The sequence below is a fragment of the Gottfriedia acidiceleris genome (genome assembly GCF_050457485.1).
In the GTDB taxonomy this organism is placed as follows: Bacteria; Bacillota; Bacilli; order Bacillales; family Bacillaceae_G; genus Gottfriedia; species Gottfriedia acidiceleris_D.
The window spans coordinates 278,836-305,085 of sequence record NZ_JBCMJM010000001.1; the positions used below are offsets into that span (position 1 = coordinate 278,836).

Below are 26,250 nucleotides of genomic sequence, written 5' to 3' on the forward strand. Positions count from 1 at the left end.
AATATTCAGAAAAGGTAAAATAAAGTAAATATTGTGAAGATTATTGTCGAATTTATTTAACAATAAAATTCCGATTTTTACGAAAAAAGAGACATAACAGGTTTTGAACGAAAAGTAGAAATAATGTTTTGTCTAGAAAAAAAGGTTAAGGGGATGCAGTATGAAGAGAAAACAGTTTGGTAAAATTCTTTCAGGGGCTCTGGTTGCAGGGGTCGTATTTTCGCAAGGACAAGCTTATAACGTATTAGCTCAAAGTCCTACTGATGTAATTGGGCCTGATAGCCCACAATATAACGCAAGTACAAATGCGAATACCGAAAACATTTTGAATAGCCTAACGCCGGAACAACGTGAAGCTCTTAAGAATTCACAGTCGTTCGATGCAAGAGGTCTTCAATTATCGAAAGATGTAAATCTTGACAGTTCAGACGATGTATCAGTAATTGTAGAGTTTAAAAATAAACCGTCAAAAGTTGCAGTTCTTGAAGCGGCTGTAAAAGGTCAAACTTTAACTGATGCAACAGCGAAAAGCAATGCTGAAGCTGATCATGTAACATTTAAAAATGATTTAGAATCGAAGGCAAAAGGAACTTACAAAATAAACCGCGAATTCAAAAATGCATTAAACGGTGTATCTTTACAAGTTCCGGCAAACAAATTAAAAGAGCTAGTGAAATCAACTGCAGTTAAAGCGATTTATAGCAATGAAACTGTAAAGTTAGATGTGCCTACAACAGAAGCTACTTCAACTGAAGCAAAAGGAAATGGAATGGCAGCAGAACGTTCTTTCCTAAACATCGACAAGCTTCATGAAGAAGGATTCACTGGGAAAGGTATTAAAGTAGCGGTACTTGATACAGGTATTGATTACAACCATCCAGATTTAAAAGCTGCATTCAAAGGCGGATATGATTTCGTTGATAATGATAGTGATCCAATGGAAACAACTTATGATGATTGGGTGAAAGCTGGTAAACCTAATCCAGCGAATAAAGGTGCGGACTTCGTAACAGAGCACGGAACACACGTTTCCGGTACGATTGCAGGTCAAGGAACAGCTAATAACGAGAACGCTACAACCGGTGTTGCTCCAGATGCTGACCTATATGTGTACCGAGTACTTGGTCCAGGCGGTAGTGGCACAATGGAAAATATCGTTGCTGCAATTGATTATTCTGTTGCACAAGGTATGGATGTTATTAATCTATCATTAGGTGCAAACGTAAACTATCCTTATACAGCTGAAGGTATCGCAATTAACAACGCAGTATTAAGCGGAGTAACAGCAGTTGTTGCTGCGGGTAACGCAGGAGATAAAATGTACACTGTAGGAACTCCAGGTAATGCCGCATTTGCATTAACAGTAGGTGCAAGTGATGCTCCAATGACTATTCCTACAATGAAAGGTCATAACGACAGCTTGAATTTTGATATGAAATTATTAGCAAAAGGCTATAATGACAACCTTTCAACATTAATCGGTAAAACATACGACATTGTAAATGTTCCGGGAATCGGTCAATTGACTGACTATAACAACATTAACGTAACTGGCAAAATTGCTCTTGTACAACGTGGAACAAACGGTTTAGATCAGAAAGTTGCAATTGCAAAACAAAAGGGTGCTGTAGCGGTACTAGTTTATAACAACGTTGAAGGATATATGCCACATTACTTAGATGTGGGTGGAGATTTCATTCCTGCATTCAACTTAACAATGGCAGATGGTCTTGCAATTAAACAACAAGTAGCAAGCGGCAAAACAGGATTCACTTTTAGTGATTTAAGTTCATTCACAACGAAAGGTGATGAATTAGCAGCTTTCAGTTCTCGTGGACCTTCTCTATTCACTTATGACATTAAACCTGAAGTTACAGCGCCAGGTGTAGCTGTATTATCAACAGTTCCAGGTTTCATTCATAGCCAAAACGATCCAACTAACTATGAACATGCATATGACCGCATGTCAGGAACATCAATGGCAACTCCATTTACATCAGGTGTTGCAGCATTATTATTACAAGCAAAACCAGATGCGCAACCTGAAGATGTAAAAGCAATCTTAATGAATACAGCAGATCCACTAAAAGGAACATATAGCGTATATGAACAAGGTGCTGGGCGTGTAAATCCTTATGAAGCAATTCATTCTTCAATTGAAATCAAAGTTAAAGACGAAACAGATGTTACTGGAGAATCCGAAGTTATTAAAGAAACGACAGGTGCACTTAGTTTCGGTAGAGAACTTTACACTGGCAAAGATGTTAAAGATTCTCGCACTGTAACGTTTACGAACACTGGCTCTAAAGCTAAAACTTTCGATGTAAGTGTTTCATACCAAGCTAACGTAAGGGGTTCTAAAGACGCAGAGAAAAATGGCGTGACAGTTACGACAGACCAAACTGTCCAAGTACCTGTAAACAGTAATGTGACAAGAAAAGTAGACATTTCAATTCCGGCGTCAGCTGAAAGAGGGTTCTACGAAGGATATGTTGTTTATACAAATCAAGACGATCCATCTGAAACATATCGACTTCCATTCGGAGCAAAATACACTGAAGAAGGATTCGCAAATGTAAGACACTATCAACGCACAGCGACTAGTGATCGAAACAACTTACAGAATCCGTTATTTAGCCCATACTTCTTCACATATTTCACATTAAAATCTCACGTTGACTGGATTGAGATAGTTCTTGCAGATGAAAATGGCAAGAATCTAGGACTAACAGGTTCATTTGATGGTTTTGGTCGTCAGGAAAACGTTGAATATTTGATTAACTCATTTATGGGATACTATAAACCATTTACTAACAAAGAAGAAACGATGATAAGTAACAAAACAGTCCTTGCACCAGAAGGTCATTACAAACTTAAGTTAATTGCTTACTCTGCTACAGGTGCAACATTTATCGATTCACAAGACATTTTCGTTGATAACACGATGCCAGATAAATTTGAACTTAAAGTGGAAGGCGAAAAAGAAGGCAATCCGTTTGTTGAATACAAAGATGGTCAAGATACACTTGCGCTTACTGGCTCAATCCATGATAAAATGGTTGACACTGAAAAAGCGGCTGGCATTGATGCGAACCAAGGTCAAAACCAAATTAAATATGGTTTCAACAGCCCATGGATAAACGGTCAACTTACTTTAGATGAAAATGGAAATGTCAATGATGAAATCGCTATGGTTCCAGGATTAGCAGTATCAAATGTATGGTTTGTCGGTGGTGATCAAGCGACTAACGGGCATGGTACGAAACAATATTACTTCGTAAAGAACACAACACCATATGTTTTCGGTCAGCCAAATGCTAAAACTCGAAATAACGTGGTTACAGCACGTAGTGGAGACGAAATCACAACTACACTTACTGCAAATAATGTGAATAAAGTAAAGAAAGCTGTTTATAGCTTCACAACAAATACAATTGACACAAACATAGTAAGTATTAAATTAAATCCAGCAGCACAAGCTTTAGGCGGGAAGTTAACTACAACTACAACACCATCTGGCACATTTGTTAAATCAGATGTAACCGTGACGTTCGATGAAGGAGTATCAGGTGATGCTTCAATGGTTGATGTAACATACAAAATTGCAGATATTAAAGACCCTGTAGCTGCGTCTAGTTTCTCTAGAGTAACTTCAACGTTTACAAATGTTGATAACGTAGTAACAACACCATTCACTTATATCGCACCAACTCTTATTTTACCAAACTTTATTGCTGTACAAGGATACCATCATTCTGAAGGTTTCTTAAATGCAGCTGGACAATATGATTCTACTAAAGACTATACAAAAATTGGCATGACTATCACTGTTCAAGATAAACAAGGAAAAAAATACCCTACTACAATTAGCAAAATTGGTATGTTCTTCGCAACTGGATTACCAATGACTCATGATGAAATGACACTTATTCAAGATATTCCAGGACATTTCACAACTTACAACCAGTTTAATACGAGTGGTAATCATGCATACAGAACAATGGACGGCATCGATTATGGATTCCCTAAAACATTAGGTGTTGAAACTGTTGATACAGCAATCGGTGGAGATGTAAACAAAGACGATGTAATCGACATTTATGATGCACTTGCAATTCAATCAGCTTGGGGAACAAACAAGCGTGAAGCAGACATTAACTTTGATGGTACTGTCAATGCAAAAGACTTAGCGTTTGTAGAAAAGAACTTCGGAATGCAAAATCCGACAGTTAGTGACGCTCCAAAGCCAAAAACTACTTACAAGGGCACAACTTTGGAAAGTATCTTAACGCAATTAGGATTAAATGATTAAGAGCAAGAAATTCAATTAGGATTAAAGAAAAAGAATAATAGAAGAAAAGCTTACTTAATCTTAAAGCATTTTAGATTACGAGATTCAACAATGAAAAATGCTCTAAAACCAATTAGGATTAGATAATTTAGAGTAGAAAAAGAAATAAAATTATTAAGTTGCCACCTTCTCCCGATCTTTTTTTGGGAGAAGGTTTTTAATTTCTATTAGTCTATTCGTACGAAAGTAATGCCCATTTTGTAGTTGCTTCGGTGTGTAGATGAAAAATAAATAAAGTTAAGATGTTAGTTGAAAATATGAGATGAATTTATTTGTTTCTTTTCAATCCATCTTTAATTAACTTAAAGTTAATAATGGTTGAATAATATGTAATTTACATTAACCAAAGGAAAAAATAAAATGAAGTAAACATACTCTAAATTATACTAGATTTAATTATTTGAATTTTCTGTTCTTTAATCCGTTTATATGAAAAGTAAAATCTTGGATTAATCGCTGCTAATAGTTTGAAAGTAAACTTGATTCTCTTTTGATCTACGAGGGGCAAACTAATGCAACCATCATTGAAAAAAATTAATTTTTTTCAGGTTAATATATTTATAGGGAGTGTAGAAAATGAAATTGAAAAATAGTGTAGTAGTTGTTACAGGAGGTGCATCTGGTCTTGGAGAAGCAACGGTAAGAAAGACGGTCGTAAACGGTGGTAAGGCTCTTATAATCGACTTGAACGATGATAGAGGAAACAATTTAGTAGAGGAGCTTGGATCAGAACATGTTCTTTATGTAAAAACGAACGTGGCAGATGAAGAACAGGTACAATCTGCACTTGATCAAGCGGTAGAAAAATTCGGTAAAATCACAGCAGCCATCAATTGTGCAGGGATTGGACCAGCTCAAAAAACCTATAGTAAAAAAGGTCCCCATACTCTAGAGCATTTTACGAAGGTTATTAATGTAAATTTAGTAGGTACTTTTAATGTAATTCGTTTAGCTGCTGAAAAGATGGCTCAAAACGAACCAAACGAAAATGGCGAAAAAGGCGTAATCGTCAACACGGCTTCTGTTGCTGCTTTTGAAGGACAAATTGGTCAAGCTGCATACAGTGCCTCTAAAGGCGGAATTGTCGGGATGACACTTCCAATTGCTCGTGATCTGGCAAGCTATGGCATCCGCGTTCTAACGATTGCACCAGGCTTATTCAAAACTCCAATCCTTGATGGTGTCACTGAAGAGATATTAAATTCTTTAGGTGCCATGGTCCCATTCCCTAAGCGTTTAGGATGCCCAAGTGAATACGCCCAACTTGTCCAAACCATTATTGAAAATCCAATGTTAAACGGAGAAGTCATTCGTTTAGACGGTGCGATTCGCATGCAGCCAAAATAATAGAATAAAAGACAAATTATTAAATTCTATCAGGGGTGAAATAAGATGACGCTTATTAAAATAGAAAAGCATGACAAAATAGCCATTGTATTTATTGATAATCCGCCAATGAATACATTAAGCACAGCTGTTATTCAAGAATTAGGTGAAGTCTTTGAAAACTTAAACAATGACAGTGATGTATGGGCCGTTATTGTTACCGGGGCAGGGGAAAAAGCATTCATGGCTGGTGGAGACATTAAAGAGTTCCCTGCTAAAATCGGAAATCCAAATTTAATCCCAAGTTTTTTAAATATGCATAAGGTACTAAATAGTATTGATTTCTCTCCAAAGCCTACGATTGCCGTGTTAAATGGGTATGCTCTTGGCGGAGGATGTGAACTTGCTCTAACTTGTGACATTCGTATTGCAGAAGAACAAGCATTAATCGGAGTGCCTGAATGTACGCTTGGTTTATTACCTGGCGGAGGCGGTACGCAACGATTGCCACGACTTATTGGGGAAGCAAAAGCAAAAGAATTAATGTTTACTGGCGACCATATCACCGCAGATGATGCTTTGCAAATTGGTTTAGTGAATAGAGTAGTACCAAGAGGAGAAGGTTTGCAGGCTGGTCTTCAATTGGCAAAAAAAATCTGCAAAAACGCACCCCTTGCAGTAAGAAATATTAAAAGGGCTTTAGATGAAGGCCTTGAATTACCTTTTCAGAAGGCTCTCGAACGAGAAGCAGAATTGTTTCAAGAACTTTTCCTGACAGAGGATGTGAAAGAAGGAGTACAAGCATTCTTGGAAAAAAGACGTCCTCAGTTTGCTGGAAAATAACATCATATTAAATTCAAACTTGAATATTGATCCCGGGACATATGAAATCTAGTAAATTTAGACCATTCATTTTCGTTGGCTAATTTATTATTAACGTAAAAGTAATATGAAAACGCTCGTTTAATCAATTATCTTATATAACAAAGGAGAAGGGCCAAAGCCTTTCTCCTTTTTCATTCAATAAATAGTCATTTTTAGATTTAGGCAACTATGTATATTACGTCTGAAATAAGAGACAAGATATCTCATTGTTCATGCATCTGTCTCGTTCCTAATACAACATTAAAGTAAGAAAATTACAAAAATACACCAATTATTAATGTGATTTATTTTGGCATGATAATTGCTACTTAGATAGGGACACAAAAACAAGATTAAAATCTCAACTTTTATCATTACATTCTTTTAGAGGTGAAATATTAATGAAGCTAATTAAAGTTGAAAAGCATGGGTGTATAGCAATCGTAATGATTGATAATCCGCCAATGAATACATTAAGTTCAGCGGTAATTCAAGAATTAGGCGAAACCTTCACAGCCTTAAACAATGACGATGACGTACTAGCAATTATCATAACAGGTGCTGGGGATAAAGCATTCATGGCTGGAGGTGACATTAAAGGATTCCCTGACAAAATAGGCAACCCTAATTTAATTCCAAGTTTTTTAAAAACACATGAGATGCGAAATAGCATTGATTTCTCTCCCAAACCTACGATTGCCGTTTTAAATGGTTATACACTTGGCGGAGGATGTGAACTTGCCCTAACTTGCGATATCCGTATATCAGAAGAGCATGCGTTAATCGGTGCGCCTGAATCAACACTTGGTTTATTGCCAGGAGGAGGAGGTACACAGCGATTGCCGCGTCTGATTGGTGAAGCAAAGGCAAAGGAGTTAATGTTTACAGGCGAGCATCTTACTGCCAAAGAGGCTTTACGAATCGGTTTAGTCAATAGTGTAGTACCAAGAGGAGAAGGACTACAAGCTGCCCTAAAACTGGCAAAAAAGATCTGCAAAAATGCACCAATAGCCATAAGAAATATTAAAAGAGCGGTAGATGAAGGCCTTGAATTACCATTTCATAAAGCTCTTGAGAGAGAGGCTGAATTGTTTCAAGAGCTTTTCCTTACAGAGGATGTGAAAGAAGGAGTACAAGCATTTTTGGAAAAAAGATGTCCTCATTTTCAAGGAAAATAAAATACAAGTATTAAAAATAGGAGGTAAGTATGATGGGAGCTTTATCAGGAATTCGAGTGCTTGATTTATCTAGACTGCTTCCGGGTCCTTATTGCACATTGCTGCTTGGGGATTTGGGTGCTGAAATAATTAAAGTCGAGGAAAAAGGCAAGGGCGATTATGTCCGTGAATTTAATCCCGGTGCATTTTATGCTATTAATCGAAATAAGAAAAGTATGACATTGGATTTGAAAAAGGAAGCAGGCCGTCAAATATTACTAAATCTTGCAGCCAATTGTGATGTTGTGATTGAGAGCTTTCGTCCAGGTGTAGTGGAGCGATTAGGCTTAGATTATGAATCAATAAAGGAAGTTAACCCAAGTATTGTCTATTGCTCGATTTCTGGGTATGGCCAGGATGGTCCATATCGCCTTGAACCGGCACACGATCTAAACTGCCTTGCGATGGCAGGGGTATTGAGCATCCCAGGTCAACTTGGGTATCCACCAGTGCGCAGTGGACTTCCTGTAGCAGATCTAGCGGCATCAATGTTTGCAGCATTCAGTATTGTCTCTTCAATACTTTATAAGCGAGAAACTGGCAAGGGGCAATATATTGACGTTTCAATGTCTGATTCAGTGTTCTCATGGTCAAGCACGCGGTTTGGCCAATACTTCCTTAATGGTCATCTCCCTGAAACGGATGATGCACATTATTTGCATGCCACAAATGAAGTCTATACGGCAAAAGACGGAAAGCAGTTAACCATTGGTGTAATCGAAGATCACTTCTGGCAAGGATTATGTCACAGTATTGATCGTGTCGATCTCCTTTCTAACCCTGATTATGCCAGTTCCGAATTGAGGTTCAATCACAAGCATGCTTTACGAGCATTATTCCAGGAGACATTTCTATCCCGTACGCGTGATGAGTGGATAGATATACTTAAAGCGAACAAGGTACCAGCTACTCCAGTTAAAAATATTGTTGAAGCATGCGCTGACCCTCAACTGAATGCGAGAAGCATGATTCGTAATCTTTTTGTCCCGCATTTAAACAGAGAAATCCAGCAGGTCGCTTTTCCAGCCAAATTGTCAGAGACACCAGCTGTAATTGAGAATCCACCACCACAAATAGGAGAACACACAATTGAGATCTTGCGTACTATTTTAAATTGCACAGAGGATCAAATTGTTTCCTTGAAGCATTCAGAAGTGTTTTAAATTCAGTAAAAATTAGGAGATGGTGAAATGTCAGACATACTGTTTCAAAAAGAAGGGAGTATTGCCGTCATTACATTAAATCGGCCAGAGGTCATGAACGCCTTTACTCATGAAATGATTACTCAATGGGCAGATGCGCTCGAAGAATACCGTAAAGATGATTCCGTTGATGTGATCGTATTAACCGGGGCAGGTCAGAAAGGTTTTTGTACAGGTGTGGATTTAAAGGATTTGGACATCGGGCAACCTAATGCATTAGTACGGAAGAACGACCTTTGGGAAGGTGTTCATCGTATCGCGCTAACCCTTGAAACGCTAGATAAGCCTATGATTTGTGCAGTCAATGGTACTGCTGTTGGAGCGGGAATGGATATGGCGCTCATGTGTGACATTCGTTTTGCTTCTGAGAATGCACGTTTTTCAGAAGGTTACATAAAGGTTGGACTTGTTCCCGGAGATGGGGGAGCATACTACTTACCAAGAATTGTCGGAATGGCAAAGGCGTTGGAATTGCTTTGGACGGGAGATTTTGTTTATGCACAAGAAGCCAAAGAAATAGGTATAGTCAACCAGGTGTATAAGTCTGAAGAATTGTTACCAAAAACGATGGAATTTGCTGAACGTCTTGCGAAATCCCCAAAAATCGCTCTTCGCATGATTAAACGTGCTGCTTACCAGTCTACCAATATCGATTTGCGAACATCGCTCGACTTGATCTCATCACACTTTTCAATAGTGAGAGATTCTGAAGACCATAAAGAGGCTGTGGCAGCAATGTTTGAAAAGAGACCAGCTCGTTTTATCGGTAGGTGATTCATGGTAATACAATAAGCATATTGGTAATCAATCTATTGAAATTAATTTTTCGTGAACTATAAAAGAGTAGGTGGGTTGGTATCTTATGGGATACCGACTTTTTTACTTTCTTAAACTTTTAAACTGGTATTTAAATAAAATGAATCGATGAATAGTGTATGGGCCAATTACACTGCTAGGTAGTCATCGTGTCTCTGTCTTAATTTACTATAAATACTTTGTGAAATTATACTTGTTTCAGATATTCGTTTTGATTTTATTGAGACGGAATATATTTTACTTTGTGCCCCTTCTATATTAAATCTTTATTAAAAAGAACATCCATTACATTTTTTAACATCAATTAAAAAGAAGTCATTTAATTCAAAAAAACGAATTAAATGCTTTTTTTTGAATGAACTCAAAAAATGAGTTTAATGAACTTAACAAAATAGTAGGTTATTAAAAGATTGTGCTAAGTCAAAAATCCTAGAGGATTAAGTCTATTAAATTTTTATGTATCGAAACACTGTGCAAATAAAGTATCTAAAATTGTACACCTGTGCTGAAAACGAGACATTATTAGATGGACCAATAGAAAGAATATTCTGATTCATCCTTCATCATCCACTTGGCATAATACTTGCATTAATAAAAAGTGAATGGAATTCATCCAATCACTATGAGGAATAAATTTTAAAGAAATGGAGGTAGTATTTGTGAATGAGAAAGAAAAAATCTTGGTGTATAAGACTACTAAGATTTTAGAGAAAGATACGAGCAGGATGAAATTGAACGACATAATTGAAGAACTTATACAGGTTATTGAAACGAATACAATGGATTTAAGGTTGGCTTTTAAAAGTACTTTAGTGGAGGAGATATGATGATCATAACTAAAGGATTAATGTATACCGCAAAAATTAGACCATCTCAAATTGCAATTCTAGAAGATGGTCACCGTTATACTTATAGCCAGTTGGCCGAGCGTACAGCAAAGTTGAAAAATGCATTAAAAGAGTTGGGTGTTCAAAAAGGGGATCGAGTAGGACTTTTAATGTTTAATAATTTCCGTTACATTGAAATTTTTTTTGCATGTACTGCTATTGGAGCTATATATGTACCGCTTAACTACCGTCTTTCTAGAGGGGAACTCAAGTATGTGATAAATGATGCTGAAATAAAAGTATTGTTTTTACATAAAGAATTTATAGACATGGTTCCGTTTATGCGAGAGAAAACGCCTTCAGTTGAAAAATATATATTGGCAGAGGATCGAGAGATTGAGTCAGAGTTGGTCTCCTATGAAAATATTATTGCTGATAAAAAAGTAACTTCATCAGTACTTGATTATGAAGACGTTACAGAAGAAGACTTGGCAGCTATTTTCTATACAGGAGGGACGACGGGCCGTTCTAAGGGTGTCGTGTTTACTCACAGGAATATTTTTAGTAATTACTTTCAAACCATACAACATGTTGGATTTAACCACAAGACAAACTTCTTGCACAGCGCTCCAATGTTTCACTTGGCGACAGGTGCCTCAGCTATCAATCTAGTAATGGTTGGAGGAACGCAAACCATTATTAGAAGTTTTACTTCCGAATTATTTTTTGAAACAGTAGAAAAGTATAAGGTCACAATGGCAATGCTTGTTCCTACAATGCTCAATATGCTTTTGAACGATCATGGATTTCACCAGCATAACCTCAGTTCATTAAATCGAATTGGATATGGTGCATCTCCAATGTCGCTTACATTATTACAAAAGGCTATGAGGATGTTGCCTGAGGTTCAATTTGGACAAGGATTTGGAATGACAGAAGCAATTGGAGTAGCGTATTTAAGTTATGAAGATCATGATTTGTTCGCAAAAGACGGGAACGAAAGCAAATTAAGATCTTGTGGTAGGGGCATCTTAGGCGTCGAATTAAAAGTAGTGGACGAAAACGCTAAACCTGTGATGCCTGGTCAAATAGGTGAAATTATCATAAGGGGTAAAAATATTATGAAAGGCTACTGGAACTTACCGGAGGAGACCGCGAAAGTTTTAAAAAACGGTTGGTATCATACAGGAGATATGGCAACAGTGGATGATGATCATTACCTTTATATTGTTGACAGAAAGAAAGACATGATTATAACCGGTGGTGAGAATGTCTATTCACGAGAAGTAGAAGAAGTCGTATACAAACATCCGGATGTTTTAGAGGTAGCCATTATAGGTATACCTGATGAAAAGTGGGGAGAAGCAGTCACGGCAATCGTTGTCAAAAAAGCAAACAGCACACTTATGGAACAAGACATCATTGAGTTCATACGGCCTAGATTGGCAAATTACAAAGTTCCAAAATTTGTTAAGTTCATAGATGAACTTCCGAAAACCGCTTCAGGAAAGATTTTAAAACGTAACTTGCGTGAACAATATTGGCAAGATAGTTCTCGAATGGTGAATTAAGAAAAAAAAATACGTATCAAAAGTATTTTAGAAGTCTTCGATTCAGGTAGTGTGGATTGTGTTTTGTATTGTATCCAGTAGACTACAATTTCTCATTGGTAAAACATACAAATAATTAACATGTGTACATATTGATACACATTTCAACTAATATTTCTGAAAAACAGCCAATTTTGTGAGATTTATTTTTGGCATAGTTCTTGCGTAATAAATTAGCGTAATATCTTTCATTTGATTTGAACATCTATAGAGCAGATTTTGGTTAATGGAGGTGAAATGATTTCATAGAGTAAAAAAACTTGATGCTTTGAATCAATAAAGAGATAGTCTTCTCTACGCTTAATTGACAGAATCTTGAGAAATGTAAGAACCGAAGCTTAATAATTTTTGTAAGCGTTTGGATGTTTGATCATGAAATATGAGAGGTAAGTTGGGAAAAATAATCTGTTTACTTCTGGAAACCACATCCTGACTCAAACAACTATCAACAGAATTAGACATTTGGATATAGTGAATGTGAACTCTAAACATAATTTAACTTACTGGAAATGGATGGATAAAGAATGATCGTAACAAAGTTATTAATTCGTAATATTAAAATAAGTCCAACCCAATCGGCCATACTAGAAGATGAAAATAAATTAACGTTTCTTGAGTTCGGCGAACGGGTAGTGAAATTAAAGAATGCCTTATTAGAGATGGGTGTCAAAAAAGGAGATCGTATCGGGCTTTTAATGTTAAACGATTTCCGGGTAATGGAAATCTTCTACGCGTGTACGGCTATAGGCGCTATACATGTTCCGCTTAATTACCGTTATTCTAATGAGGAACTTGAATTTACAATAAATGACAGTGGCATTAAAGTATTATTTTTACATAACGAGTACAGTAACCTTGTGCCGTTTCTGCGCGAGCGAACTCCTACCGTTCAACAATTTATATTAGCAGAAAACCATTTAATCGATTCAGAACTTAGAAACTATGAAGTGATCATTAAAAATCAGAATGCTACGGCATATGAACTAACTTATGATGATGTTAAGGAAGATGACATGTGCGCGTTATTCTATACAGCCGGCACAACTGGACAAGCTAAAGGAGTCATCTATACTCATCGAAATCTAATGAGTTTCTTTTATCATACTAACTCGATTCAACATATAACCAAAGAAACGAGAGTTTTGCATACGGCACCTATGTTTCATCTAGCAGGTTTTGGCCCGGCATTTAATACTATTGCAGCGGGTGGGATAAACACTACCTTGAGACATTTCTCTCTAAATTCATTAGTAGAGTCTATTAAAAAATTTAAGTTGACAACCGTATTGATGGTTCCCACCATGATCAATATGATTATAAATGATCCTAATTTAAATATAGATGATTTAAGCTCACTAAGAAAAATACAATATGGCGGTTCCCCGATGCCACTTGATTTATTAAACAAAACGATGGAATTGCTCCCAAATGTAGAGTTTCAACAAGGGTACGGAATGACGGAAGGTACACCGCTGACAGCACTAAACCATGAACATCATATTGTAGATGGAACCGAAAAAAGCATAAGAAGATTGAAATCTGCAGGCCAAGTTGTTTTCGGAGTAGAACTACGGATCGTAGACGAAAATGGGAATGATTTAGGACCAGAACAGGTTGGAGAAGTGATTTTTCGAGGTCCTAATATGACAAAAGGATATTGGAACTTATCTGAAGAAACAGCTGCAGCTATTAAAAATGGCTGGTTTCACACAGGTGATATGGCCTTAATGGATGAAGATCATTTTATTTACATTATTGATCGAAAAAAAGACATGATTATCACTGGTGGAGAAAATGTGTATTCTGTTGAAGTGGAAAATATACTCTATAAACATCCAGATGTTTTAGAAGCTGCTGTAATTGGTGTACCGGATGATAAGTGGGGAGAAGCGGTTAAGGCCATTATCGTCAGAAAACCTGGTAGTACATTAAATGATCGTGAAATTATCCAATTTGCAAGGGCTTGTTTAGCAGGATATAAATTACCTAAATCGGTTGAATTTAGAGAAGAACTTCCAAAAACTTCTGCTGGAAAAATAATGAAACGTAAATTGAAGGAACCATTTTGGAATAGTAGGTCAGGAATAAGTTATCCAGTCCAATGAAAATGGAAATATTATTTGAAGTTTACGAGATATGTAAAAACGAAGCTTAGCTTCAATTTAATAGAAAAATGGAGGAAATTAAAAGTGGCAAAAATAGCAAATAAAAAATTAAATGATGAAAATGTTTCAATCGTAACAAAAGAAAATAGTTCAAGTGAATATAAAGCAGAAAATGTTTCAAGTGATGAATTATTATGGAACAAGGCTTTTCAACAACTAGATACTTGGGTTGAATTTGAAAATAAACGTGAGGAAATTCTTCTTCAATCGGCAAAACAGTTAGTAGAAAGTGTGAAACAAAATCAAAACAATTTAATAGAAATTACAAAACAATTTTCTCAAGATTTATATGATTTAGAAAAATCCTCAAGAGTACAGTTGTTATCTGCAACAAAGAGTTTACAAACATTATTTCCATTTAAATCCTTTGAAGAAATTAATAATAGATTGAATGATCTAAGAGATAAAACTACAGAATTCATAAGTAATCCATTGGAGAAATTAATGAATGTTAGTAGTCCAGATTATATGATTACCGAGTTAGAAAACTTTATTGTATTCAAACGAAATAATAGAAATCTACTTGTAAAAAATATAAAAGGTACAGCAACTATTCTTCAATCTCATCAATCAGTACTTTTAAACACAGTGAGGAATCAAGTAAAAAATGTGATCTTTCCATTTCATAAATATTTAGAACGATCAACTAAATTCTTTGGTTAAAATTTATTAGATAATTGGAGGTACTAAAATGCCAAGTGAGAAAGTAATTGAAGAAAACGTTTCAAGTGAAGAATTATTGTGGAACAAAGCGCTTCAACAAATTGATAATTGGGTTGAAAGTGAACATAAGCATGAGGAAATGCTTCTTCAACTAGTAGATCAATTGGGAGAGCGTGTGAAACAAAACCAAAGTACATTAACAGAAATTACACAACAATTTTCTAAAGAACTACTTGATTGGGAAAAAAAATCAAGAGTAGAGTTGTTAACAGCAACAACAAGCTTACAATCCTTGTTTCCATTTAAATCCTATGATGAAATTAATAATAGGTTTGATGATTTTTGGAAAAAAGCATCTGAATTCATAAACACTCCTATGGAAAATTTAATGAATGCTAGTAACCCAGATCATTTTTTGAACCTTTTAGAAAAATTTATTGAAGGCGAACGAAATAATAGAAATCTTTTTATAAAAACCCTTAAAGAGACGACAACTAATATCCAGTCTAAGCAATTATTACTCTTAAATTTAATAAGAAACCAAATTGAAAACATGGTCTTTCCAATTCAAAAATATTTATAAGAATCAAGCAAACTATTAAAATCGTAAACAAAAAAGAGCTTTCGGTACAGGAGATTGGAATCTTGGGGAGATAGTGAAACATAGAAAAATAAAAAAGAACTGAATAACTATTACTTATTCAACAAAGTATGGGGAGAAATATATGCTATCGAATATCTTAAGCAATAATAGATTAGCAACTGATGAACTTGACAAAGAAAAACAGCGTTTGCATGGATTTTTAAATATTGTAAACCGACCTAAGCCAACATATAATCATACTCCAAAGCAAGCAGTATGGAAAAAAAATAAAGCGACATTATGGTATTATCCAGCAGCTGAAAAGAAATACAATATACCGATATTTTTTATTACGACGCTTATCGGAAAGCCATATATTTTTGATATGGCACCAGGATCGAGTGTATTTGAAAATTTCGTGAATTCAGGATACGATGTGTATTTTTTAGACTTCGGTGTTCCTGGGTATGAAGATAAAGATATAAATATTGAAGATTATATTGAAGATTATATTAAAAAAGCGATTCAACGTACATTACGACATTCAGGTGCAGACGGAATTTCGTTAGCTGGATATTGTTTAGGAGGGATTTTAGCCTCTATCTATACTGCCATATCCGATGAACCAATAAAAAATTTGATTCTCATAACTGCTCCAATTGATTTTGGAGTAAATCGACTTCCTGACACTTGGTTTAAGGCGATTAAAAATGATGAATTAAATTTGGATCGTATGATAGATGTATATGGATTAATTCCTGCAGATTATCTTGATAAGATGTTTAAATCCTGCATGGGTCAGTTCGTAATAATAAGTCCATATGCAACGCTGTTAAATCGCGCATATGATAAACGTTTTGTAGAAAAATGGCACCGAATAAATTATTGGACAAATGACCAGATTCCAATGACTGGTGGAGCTTTACGTCAAATTAAAAATGATCTAATAAAAGAAAATAAGGTTGTTAGAAACGAGTTTTCTGTTCATGGAAAAAAAGCCAATCTAAAAAACATTAAGGCAAACTTATTAGTAATTGCTGCGAAAAATGATACGGTCGTCCTTGAAGAACAAAGCCGATCAATAATGGAGCTTGTTTCAAGCGAAGATAAAACATTTGAACTAGTTGAGGGTGGCCATTCTAATTTACTGATATCTGGTAAATTAGCTCATAGCATTACCCCTTGGTTGAGTGAACGTTCAAAATAATCGTGTAAAAAAAGAACAATGAAATTGACACAGTGCATTTAAACCTGTCAAATGTATACTGAAAAAAAGAGAACATTATGCTTGGCCTTTTCCCGATATTTTGTTGGGGGAAGGCCATTCAATTTTTCTGGTTAGTCCCAATGATTTACTTCTGCGTGCTTTTATAGCCACTCGTAAAAGCCGGTTCTAGAAACCTCCCCAATATTTAGCAACGACGCTAATGGATGGTTGACTCATAGTATATCAAGGATGAGAAACCTTCTTTCCGCGTAGATGTGGATTCCGCTTTTGGTAGTCCAACTGCACCTTCAAATAATTGCTTTCCCGTTCCAAGCTTAAAAAATGCCTAAGGTTCCATTTATAGGTGCTAATCCTCAAACGATTCCTTATTCTGCACTTTCCTAACTCACTCGACAAGTTTGGGTCATTATTAGTGAATCACTTACGTACTGTCGTTACGACCAGCCCTCCAAATTTTAAGCAAACTACTTCACGATTCGATTCATCTGTATAAGTAGTAAATGTATGTCCTTATTTCAATAAATAAATCCCATACCAAATAAGACATTTTCGAACGTCATATAAAATATTCTTTTTTTGTTTAATGTGTCTGCAAATGAAGACAAAATATCACATTGTTCACATTTGTCTTCCATTGGATACAACTAAAAACCAAGTTAATATATATACTATTCATAAAATTCAATATTTTATGTATTGGCATAGAAATTGCTAGATAAATAGGTATCGAATAAACAATCTTAAAAACCGTATTAATAATTAATTGCTACCTTTAAGGGGGTGATTAAAAAACAATTGAAAATGTGGAAAAATTTACGTTTCCACAAATCAAGTGGTAGCTATTGGTTTTTAAGTTTCTTAGATTTTTAGGGAGGTAATATATCATGTCTACAACAGCAGCGTCTAATAAACCATCTTTTGATTTATTTAAGAAAAAGAATAAATTTTACAACGAAGAGCATGAAATGTTTCGTACTTCTCTTCAAAAGTTTCTTGCGAAAGAGGCAGTACCATTTTTTGACCAGTGGGAAGAGGAAGGTATTATCCCACGAGAATTTTATAACAAATTAGGGAGTCAGGGATTTCTTTGCCCGCAAGTTGATACTAAGTATGGCGGATTAGGACTTGATTTTGCCTTTAATTTTGTTTTGATGGAAGAACTGCTTCGAGTTGGAGGAGGTCTTGGCGGAGCCGCATTACATAACGGTATTGTTGTGCCATATTTGGAACATTTTGGATCAGAAGAATTAAAACAGAAGTATTTACCAAAATGTGTTTCTGGTGAAATTATTACAGCAGTGGCCATGACAGAACCAGGGTCAGGATCGGATTTGGCTAGTATGAGTACTCGAGCTGTAAAAGATGGAGATCACTATGTTATTAACGGAGCCAAAACTTTTATTACCAATGGTTTTAACGCTGATCTAATTTTCCTTGCTGTTAAAACGAATCCAGCTGCAGTACCAGCTCATAAAGGGGTTAGTATTATTTTAATTGATACGACTACACCTGGTTTTTCTCGTGGACGTAAGTTGAAAAAAATGGGCAGACATAGCCAGGATACGGCTGAATTGACTTTTGAAGATGTACGTGTACCTGTTACAAATTTACTTGGCGAAGAAGGAAAAGGCTTTTACTATTTGATGAATAAACTACGACAAGAACGATTAATGGTTGCAGCTTCAGCTATAGTCGTAGCGGAAGAGATGTTAAAACAGACCATTGATTATGTGAAAGAAAGAAAGGCATTTGGCAAACCAATTAGTTCGTTTCAAAATACTCAGTTTGAAATTGCCGAAATGGCTACAGAAATTTCATTCGCTCGTACATTTGTAGAGGACCTTTCTATCCGCCATTTTAATGATGAATCTGTAGATACTGAAGTTGCGATGGCTAAATGGTGGATTACAGAAATGACAAGACGAATGTCAGCGCGTTGCTTACAACTCCATGGAGGGTATGGGTATATGGAGGAATATGACATTGCTCGACGTTATCGTGATGCAGCAGTAATGCCAATTGTGGCAGGTTCGAATGAAATTATGAAAAATATTATTGCAAAAAATATGGGAATTCTATGAAGATATATATTTATAAAATTCTTAATATTTAAAATACGAAGAGGTGATACGAATGACTTCAACAAGTGTGAAAGATTTAATTGGGGTTGAATTTAAACCATATAGTTTTGTAGTAGAAAGAGGTAAAATCTTAGAATTAGTTAATGCAATAGGTGATCCAAATCCTATTTACCGTAGTCTTGAAGCAGCAATGGAAGCTGGGTATGAAGGGATTCCATTACCACTTACAGGGTTGCAGCCCATCGATAATTTTGGTGGATATGGCTTCGCGGAAAAAAAGGAAGTATTAAAGGGAATAAATCCTACAAGAATCCTACATGGAGAGCAGGAGTATGAGTTCTTGGGTGAAATCTATGCTGGGGATACGCTTACCGTTACTAGTAAATTAGTAGACGTTGTCGTAAAGACGGGGGGCAGTGGAGGTATGGATCTTATTACTTTTGAAAATCAATATACCAATCAATTTGGTAGATTAGTTGCCTTTGCTAGAAACACTTTAATACACCGCCATTAAAATTACGGGATTGAAAGGAGAGTTACCATGTTTTATGAGGATTTACAAGAAGGAACTGTTTTTCCAACTATTAACAAAGAAGCGATTACACGTGTACAGCTGGTAAAATATGCCGGGGCTTCTGGAGATTTTAATCCGCTTCATACGGTGGAAGAGGTTGCAAAACAAGCAGGTACAGGAATTATTGCCCATGGGATGTTAATTATGGGGATGGCTTCACAAGGAGTCACGACTTGGATTCCGAGAAAATTTGTCAATAAAATTTCAGTTCGTTTCCAAAAGATGACTCTTCCGGGTGAGGAAATTCAAATTACTGGGAAAATCCTTGAGAAAAAAGAAGGGAATAGAGTAGTAGGAGAAGTGATTGCACAAAATCCTTCAGGTGAAGTAAAGGTTGCAGGTATGTTCGAAGCGATTATCCCTTCTAAAGAAGAATAGGCAATGTATAAGTGTACACAGAGCTAAGATAGCCCTTGAAATCATAAATTATTGGAGGAATATAAGATGAATAGCTTACAAAACAAAGTAGCCATCGTAACAGGAGCAGGTCGCGGAATCGGTCGCTCAATTGCCCTTACACTAGCAAAAGAAGGAGCAAAAGTAGTTGTCAATGACTTAGGTTCCGAGCCGGATGGTTCTGGTAGTGATGTAGCCGTTGCAGATTTAGTAGTTAAAGAGATTCAAGAGCTCGGTGGGGAAGCCGTAGCTAGTCATGATTCCATTACGGAATTTGCAAATGGTGAAAAAATCGTTAACACAGCGATTGAAAACTTTGGGAGATTGGATATCGTTGTAAATAATGCAGGAATTTTGAGAGACCGAATGATCTTTAAGATGACAGAAGAAGAATGGGATGCGGTTATTGCCGTTCACTTAAAAGGCTCGTTTAATATTACGAGAGCAGCGGTACCTTTTTTTAAAGAGCAAAAAAGTGGAAAATTCATTAACTTTGTTTCTACAGCAGGATTGATTGGAAATCTTGGACAAGCCAATTACTCAGCGGCAAAATTAGGAATTTTAGGACTTACAAAATCAACAGCAATGGATATGGCACGCTATAATGTAACCGCTAACGCGATTGCACCATGGGCTTGGAGCAGGTTAATCGGAACTGTTCCAACTGAGAATGAAGTACAAAGAAAAGCAGTTGAAAGATTGAAAAAGATGTCTCCTGAATACATTGCTACACTAGTAGCCTATTTGGCATCTGATGACGCATCTGATGTAACAAATCAGATTTTTGGTGTAAGAGGGAAAGAAATTATCCTTTTCTCACAACCGCGTCCAGTCCGTACCGCATACAATCCAGAAGGTTGGACTGTTGAGGGCCTAGCTACTTTAAAGCAATCATTTAAAGCGAACTTTACTCCACTTGAAGCTAGTCCTCAAGTGTTCCCATATGAGCCGTTAGTTTAAGTATAGTTTAAAAACGAAGAATTATCTCGAATCTAGTTACATTAAGTTTCATTAGCATCGTGAAGGGGGAATCTCCCTTTACGATGTTATAAAGGTTTATGAATAAGGGAGGCGATGGTATGAAAGGTATCATTTCATATGGAGCATATATACCATATAACCGATTACAACGACAAAAAATTAAAGAGTTTTTTGAATCCTCTGCTTCTGGTGGAGAACGCGCAGTAGCAGGCTTCGATGAGGATAGTGTATCAATGGGAGTGGAAGCTGCATTAGATTGTTTATCTGAATTAAAAGAGAAGTCCATTCAATCGTTATATTTTGCTACGACAAGTGCACCATACAAGGAAAAGTCATCTTTACCTACAATTTCTAGAGCTCTTCAATTAAAAAGCGGCTTGCGTGGATTAGAATCTGCTCATTCTTTAAATGGTGGGTCTTCGTCTATTCTGTCTGCTCATGAACATGAGGAAACACTAGTCATCGCTTCCGATATTCGCATTGGGGGACCAAGCGGTCAGAACGAACAATTTTTTGGAGATGGTGCGGCAGCATTTTTGATCGGTAATGGTGAACAAGTCATAGCTGAAATTATCGGAGGAGCAAGTTATCAGGAGGAAGTGATATCTGAGTGGCGCTCTCAAAGTGATCCTTTTACACAAAACTGGGAAGAGCGTTTTGGACTAACCATTTTCATGAATCATGTATGGAAAGCGTTAACTAATTTTACTGAAATCCATGATATTTCTCCTCATTCCATTTCAAAAGCGGTTATTTCAGGACCTGGGAAAAAGGCTAATCTTCAATTGGCTAATAAATTAGGGCTTAAGAAAGAACAGATTCAAGATCCACTGTATGATCAGGTTGGTGCAGCCGGCTGTGCACATGCACCAATGATGCTGGTGTCGGCTCTTGAAGAGGCGAAACCAAAGGATCGAATTCTAGTAATTGATTTTGCAGAAGGAGTAAATATCATTCTTTTTGAAGTAACTGAAGCCATTACCAAATTACCAAAACGTAAAGGTATTAGCGGATACCTAGACATCAAAAATAATGACCTTTCCTACAGTCGCTACTTGAAGTGGAGGGGAATGCTGGGGGTCGAGCCGCCACGCAGGCCAGCTACTTCACGTCCTTCTGCTCCTGCCATGTTTAGGAATTATGAGCAAAATCTTAGTTTAATTGGTTCTAAATGTTTAAAGTGCGGTACCCCGCAATTTCCTAAGCAGCGTGTCTGTGCAGAATGCCAAGCATTGGATCAGACTGAACCATATTCATTTATGGATAAACAAGCTGCGATTGTCACATATGCGGTTGATTACCTTGCTGCAACACCAGCTCCGCCAGTGATGATGACTGTGATTGATTTTGAAGAGGGCGGTCGAATCTTTAGCGAACTAACAGATTGTGATCCAAAGGAGATTGAGATCGGAATGGGAGTAGAAATGACATTCCGTCGTTTATATCAAGCCGGCGGGATCCACAATTACTTCTGGAAAGCACGACTGAAGCGTTAAGGAGGAGAAGAACATGAGTGGAATAAGAGATAAAGTTGCTGTAATTGGAATGGGCTGTACAAGGTTTGCAGAGCATTGGGATAAAAGTGTTGACGATCTATTGGTCGAAGCTGCATATGAAGCGTTTGAAGACGCAGGAATTGAACCATCAGATATCCAAGCCGCATGGTTTGGAACAAAGGGCTCAGTTGATTCCGGAACTGCATTGTCAGCAGCTTTAAAAACACAATTCATTCCCATAACACGAGTGGAGAACAAATGTGCGACGGGATCAGAAGCGTTTCGTAATGCTTGTTATGCGGTAGCTTCTGGTGCGTATGATATTGTGTTAGCCATTGGTGTGGAGAAACTGAAGGATAGCGGATATAGCGGACTTGTTGGCGGTACATTTAGTACTGACGGGACAGAACCGCTTTTAACAGCACCATCTGCATTCTCGTTGCTTGCTCCAGCCTATTTTAATAAATATGGAGTTGATCCAAAACAGGGGAAAGAAGTACTAAGTCGAATTGCTTGGAAAAACCATCAAAACGGTGCACTGAACCCTAAAGCACAATATCAAAAGGAAGTTTCGATGGAAACCATTATGCAGTCTCCAATCATTGCTTCCCCACTTGGTATTATGGACTGTTCTGGTGTATCAGACGGAGCGGCTGCAGCAATCATTGTAAGGACAGAGGATGCTCATAAATATCGAAAAGACCCAATGTATGTAAAGGCACTTTCAATTGTCGCAGGGCCAAATGATGGTGGATTGAAACAAGGATTTGACTTTACTCAAATAAATGAAAATATAATGGCCGCAGAAGCTGCTTATAAAGAAGCGGGAATTAAAAATCCTCGCAAAGAAATTGACATGGCGGAGGTTCACGATTGCTTCACTCCTACAGAATTGGTTATTTATGAAGATCTAGGCTTTAGTGAACGCGGACAAGGATGGAAGGACGTGTTGAATGGCGACTTCGATCTTCGTGGAAGACTGCCGGTAAATCCAGATGGAGGACTGAAGTCATTTGGCCACCCAATTGGAGCAAGCGGTTTACGGATGCTCTATGAAATGTATCTCCAATTCCAAGGAAGAGCAGGAGAACGTCAATTGGACAACCCGAAAATAGGGCTGACCCATAACTTAGGTGGACTCCCTTGGCATTGTTTGGCATTTATAGCAATTGTCGGAAAAGAGTTATCATAAATGTTAAATTTGCTAGTATTTCTAATCAGGAATTGATTTGGTCTTGCATTTACAAATTCTGTTTTTATAAAAAAAGGAGGGGAAACTTTGACATTATTAAAGGGTTTAAAAATTTTGGATTTTTCTGCATTGCTCCCGGGACCATTTGCAACGATGATGATGGCTGATCTTGGGGCAGAAGTTTTGCGAGTGGAACCCCCGTCGCGACGTAATCAAGTTAAACGCAATGCAATCGCGTCATTGCGACCTGATTATCTTAATCGTTCAAAGAAGGCACTTGCCTTAGATTTGAAAAAACCAGAATCTGTAGAAGTCGTAAAAGAATTAGTAAAAGAATATGACATCGTCTTTGAACAGTTTCGTCCCGGAGTGATGGATCGGCTGGGAGTTGGTTATGAAGCCTTAAAAGAAGTAAATCCAAAAGTTATTTATTGTTCACTTACTGGATTTGGCCAAACCGGTCCTTACCGTAATCGCCCAGGGCATGATAATAACTACTTATCTATCGCCGGTCTTGCTAGTTATTCAGGTCGAAAAAGTGTAGGACCAACTCTTTCGGGAACCCAAATTGCTGATCTTGCAGGAGGCTCTTTACATAGTATTATTGGTCTGTTGTCTGCAGTCATCTATCGGGATCGAACCGGGAAAGGACAATGGCTTGACATTAGCATGACGGATTGCACTTTTGCTTTAAATGCATATTCAGCCCCAGGTTATTTGGCAGGGGGAGTGAACCCTGAATTAGAAGAAACATTATTGAACGGGGGGTTATTCTACGACTACTATGAAACGAAAGATGGACGTTATTTCTCAGTAGGCAGTGCTGAACCTGAATTTCGAAAGCTCCTGTGCGAGGCAATTGGAAGAGGAGATTTGTTCGATCTCAGCCTAAGTTTGTTTCAAGATGAAATACGTACCTTTAAGAAAATTGTCAAAGAGGCCTTTCTTACAAAGACATTTTCCGAATGGAAGGAAATATTTGAAGGTATAGAAGCATGTGTAGAACCGGTTCTTTCACTGGCAGAAGCATGTGAACATCCTCAACTTGTTGAGCGCAAAATGGTGGTAGAGGTTCCCAAACTTGATGGAGGTTATCAAAAGCAGATTGCCTGCCCGATTAAGTCGAACGAATTTACGCCTGAGTATAAACACGTCGGATTGGAACTTGGAAAAAACACAGAGGAAATCATGCAGAGTCTTGATTTACCTGCCGAAGTACTGAATTCAAATAAAGATTAGAGTTTTTATTGAAAAGGCTGTATGGTGCATTTTTTATCTTGGAGTACATAGCTTCCTCGTGCACATAGATAAACAACCGAGATAAATCTCCAATCGATATTTCAAGGAAATTATTTTTTTGAAATAATTTTTGTGCTTTAAATTATCGTAATATCATTATTTTAGTGAAGGAGTTTTCAATATGCGTTGGTTTACTCTTATCTTACTTTTCTTTGCAGCTCTTATCAGCCATGCAGATGTTCAGGTAATCGGGTTTGCTGCAGAACCTCTTATGAAAGAGTTTGGCTTAAACAGTTCTCAATGGGGAATAGTTGGAAGCAGTTTTTTCATTGTCTTCATCTTCACAAGTTTTATTGGAGCAACATGGTCGGATCGTTTAGGAGCAAAGAAAATGATTTTCATTGTTCTAGCAGGAGTTTCGCTTTTACAGCTTGGCTCATTTGCCATTATAAGTTTTTCGATGCTTATCCTTTACAGAGTACTGTTAGGAGCTATCGAGGGACCATTTAGTCCTTCATCAATGAGCTACATTTCTAAAATCTTTCCTGCGGAGTTAAGAGGGATAGCAATATCCGTTTTCTTTGCTGGAGCGGCAATTGGAGGAATTATCTCCGCTCCCATTCTTGTTAGTTTGATAGAGAGAGCTGGTTGGCAATGGACGCTCGTTTTACTGGGACTTGCTAGTTTGGTAGTACTTATTGGCTGGGCATTTGTTGATCGATCTAAATCCAAGCATAATGTTGAAGTAGTTTCAGCCAAAAAATTAAAATGGGCTGATATTGCTCCTGTTCTTCGTAATCCAGCTTGCTTTTTAACTCTTGCCTTATCTTCAGCTACCTATTGGCTTGTCATATGGCTAGCAATATGGGCACCAGTTTATTTAACAAAGGTTATGAAATTACAGCCGATGAAGATGGCTTATGCCCTTGCAGGTACAGGTATCGCAGCTTTAGTTATATTATTTTTAATTTCAACTATATCTGATCGTATTTTCAAAAAAAACCAGAGTTATAGAAAGTCGCGCGTTTTAGTCGCAGGAATAAGCACCATTATCGGAGGGCTTTCTTTTGCACTTATTCCATTTTTAGGAAATTCAATCGTAATGGTCTTTGTAGCTTTATGTGTGGCAAAAGGTACCTCTTATTTGAATATCTCAATAGGTGTTCAAGTTATGATTAAATTGATGCCAGAAAGAGCTGGTTTGATGGCCGGGATCTATTCTTTAGGTAATAATATTACACAATTAGTTGCCCCGGTTATTATAGGTATCCTTGTACAAGCCGGTGGGAAAAATTTAATGCTAGGATTCAATTATTCCATATACCTTATAGGTGGATTGTTCCTGTTAACCTCTATTCTCTTTTTAATATTTGTTAAACCTGACAAAGTAGTTGAAACGACTGTTCCTGAAACTTTGACTTCGTAAAAAATCAAGTATA

Annotated in this window: 20 protein-coding genes; all 20 read left to right on the plus strand. The window is 37.0% G+C overall.

Going from position 1 to position 26,250, the window contains the following annotated elements:
• Positions 1 to 160 precede the first annotated feature (160 nt).
• The gene (locus ABEY15_RS01245) at positions 161 to 4,312 is read left to right on the plus strand and encodes a S8 family serine peptidase (protein WP_429887907.1); all 4,152 of its coding nucleotides are present in this window, start codon (positions 161 to 163) and stop codon (positions 4,310 to 4,312) included.
• Between the two features lie 615 nt (positions 4,313 to 4,927).
• Entirely contained in the window at positions 4,928 to 5,698 is a 771-nt protein-coding gene (locus ABEY15_RS01250) for a 3-hydroxyacyl-CoA dehydrogenase (RefSeq protein ID WP_429887908.1), read from the plus strand.
• Between the two features lie 45 nt (positions 5,699 to 5,743).
• Positions 5,744 to 6,520 carry an enoyl-CoA hydratase/isomerase family protein gene (locus ABEY15_RS01255; RefSeq protein ID WP_429887909.1) on the plus strand — a complete coding sequence of 259 codons (777 nt, stop codon included), beginning with the start codon at positions 5,744 to 5,746 and terminating at the stop codon, positions 6,518 to 6,520.
• A 422-nt stretch (positions 6,521 to 6,942) separates the two neighbouring features.
• Complete coding sequence (locus ABEY15_RS01260; RefSeq protein ID WP_429887910.1) at positions 6,943 to 7,719, plus strand: enoyl-CoA hydratase/isomerase family protein; 777 nt, start codon at positions 6,943 to 6,945, stop codon at positions 7,717 to 7,719.
• Between the two features lie 32 nt (positions 7,720 to 7,751).
• Positions 7,752 to 8,921, plus strand: a complete 1,170-nt coding sequence (locus ABEY15_RS01265; protein ID WP_429887911.1) for a CaiB/BaiF CoA transferase family protein — start codon at positions 7,752 to 7,754, stop codon at positions 8,919 to 8,921.
• A gap of 27 nt (positions 8,922 to 8,948) precedes the next feature.
• Positions 8,949 to 9,734, plus strand: coding sequence for an enoyl-CoA hydratase/isomerase family protein (locus ABEY15_RS01270; RefSeq protein ID WP_429887913.1), 786 nt, complete (start codon positions 8,949 to 8,951; stop codon positions 9,732 to 9,734).
• 701 nt (positions 9,735 to 10,435) lie between these two features.
• Positions 10,436 to 10,603: a hypothetical protein gene (locus ABEY15_RS01275; protein WP_429887914.1), complete on the plus strand. Its 168-nt coding sequence runs from the start codon at positions 10,436 to 10,438 to the stop codon at positions 10,601 to 10,603.
• Positions 10,603 to 12,174 carry a long-chain-fatty-acid--CoA ligase gene (locus ABEY15_RS01280; RefSeq protein WP_429887915.1) on the plus strand — a complete coding sequence of 524 codons (1,572 nt, stop codon included), beginning with the start codon at positions 10,603 to 10,605 and terminating at the stop codon, positions 12,172 to 12,174. The genes ABEY15_RS01275 and ABEY15_RS01280 overlap by 1 nt, the downstream gene beginning before the upstream one ends.
• A gap of 563 nt (positions 12,175 to 12,737) precedes the next feature.
• Positions 12,738 to 14,318, plus strand: a complete 1,581-nt coding sequence (locus tag ABEY15_RS01285; RefSeq protein ID WP_429887917.1) for a long-chain-fatty-acid--CoA ligase — start codon at positions 12,738 to 12,740, stop codon at positions 14,316 to 14,318.
• Positions 14,319 to 14,402: 84 nt separating this feature from the next.
• Positions 14,403 to 15,041: a hypothetical protein gene (locus tag ABEY15_RS01290; RefSeq protein ID WP_429887918.1), complete on the plus strand. Its 639-nt coding sequence runs from the start codon at positions 14,403 to 14,405 to the stop codon at positions 15,039 to 15,041.
• A gap of 28 nt (positions 15,042 to 15,069) precedes the next feature.
• Positions 15,070 to 15,624, plus strand: coding sequence for a hypothetical protein (locus ABEY15_RS01295; protein ID WP_429887919.1), 555 nt, complete (start codon positions 15,070 to 15,072; stop codon positions 15,622 to 15,624).
• Positions 15,625 to 15,766: 142 nt separating this feature from the next.
• Entirely contained in the window at positions 15,767 to 16,831 is a 1,065-nt protein-coding gene (locus ABEY15_RS01300; RefSeq protein WP_429887921.1) for an alpha/beta fold hydrolase, read from the plus strand.
• A gap of 905 nt (positions 16,832 to 17,736) precedes the next feature.
• Complete coding sequence (locus tag ABEY15_RS01305; protein WP_429887922.1) at positions 17,737 to 18,933, plus strand: acyl-CoA dehydrogenase family protein; 1,197 nt, start codon at positions 17,737 to 17,739, stop codon at positions 18,931 to 18,933.
• Between the two features lie 52 nt (positions 18,934 to 18,985).
• Positions 18,986 to 19,447, plus strand: coding sequence for a MaoC family dehydratase N-terminal domain-containing protein (locus ABEY15_RS01310; protein ID WP_429887924.1), 462 nt, complete (start codon positions 18,986 to 18,988; stop codon positions 19,445 to 19,447).
• A gap of 27 nt (positions 19,448 to 19,474) precedes the next feature.
• Positions 19,475 to 19,885, plus strand: coding sequence for a MaoC/PaaZ C-terminal domain-containing protein (locus ABEY15_RS01315; RefSeq protein ID WP_429887927.1), 411 nt, complete (start codon positions 19,475 to 19,477; stop codon positions 19,883 to 19,885).
• 66 nt (positions 19,886 to 19,951) lie between these two features.
• A complete protein-coding gene (locus tag ABEY15_RS01320) occupies positions 19,952 to 20,863 on the plus strand; it encodes an SDR family NAD(P)-dependent oxidoreductase (protein WP_429887928.1) in 912 nt (303 codons plus the stop codon).
• 98 nt (positions 20,864 to 20,961) lie between these two features.
• A complete protein-coding gene (locus ABEY15_RS01325) occupies positions 20,962 to 22,380 on the plus strand; it encodes an OB-fold domain-containing protein (RefSeq protein ID WP_429887929.1) in 1,419 nt (472 codons plus the stop codon).
• Positions 22,381 to 22,393: 13 nt separating this feature from the next.
• Entirely contained in the window at positions 22,394 to 23,572 is a 1,179-nt protein-coding gene (locus tag ABEY15_RS01330) for an acetyl-CoA acetyltransferase (protein ID WP_429887931.1), read from the plus strand.
• An 87-nt stretch (positions 23,573 to 23,659) separates the two neighbouring features.
• Positions 23,660 to 24,811: a CaiB/BaiF CoA transferase family protein gene (locus ABEY15_RS01335; protein WP_429887932.1), complete on the plus strand. Its 1,152-nt coding sequence runs from the start codon at positions 23,660 to 23,662 to the stop codon at positions 24,809 to 24,811.
• Positions 24,812 to 24,992: 181 nt separating this feature from the next.
• Positions 24,993 to 26,237: an MFS transporter gene (locus ABEY15_RS01340; RefSeq protein ID WP_429887934.1), complete on the plus strand. Its 1,245-nt coding sequence runs from the start codon at positions 24,993 to 24,995 to the stop codon at positions 26,235 to 26,237.
• Positions 26,238 to 26,250: the final 13 nt, after the last annotated feature.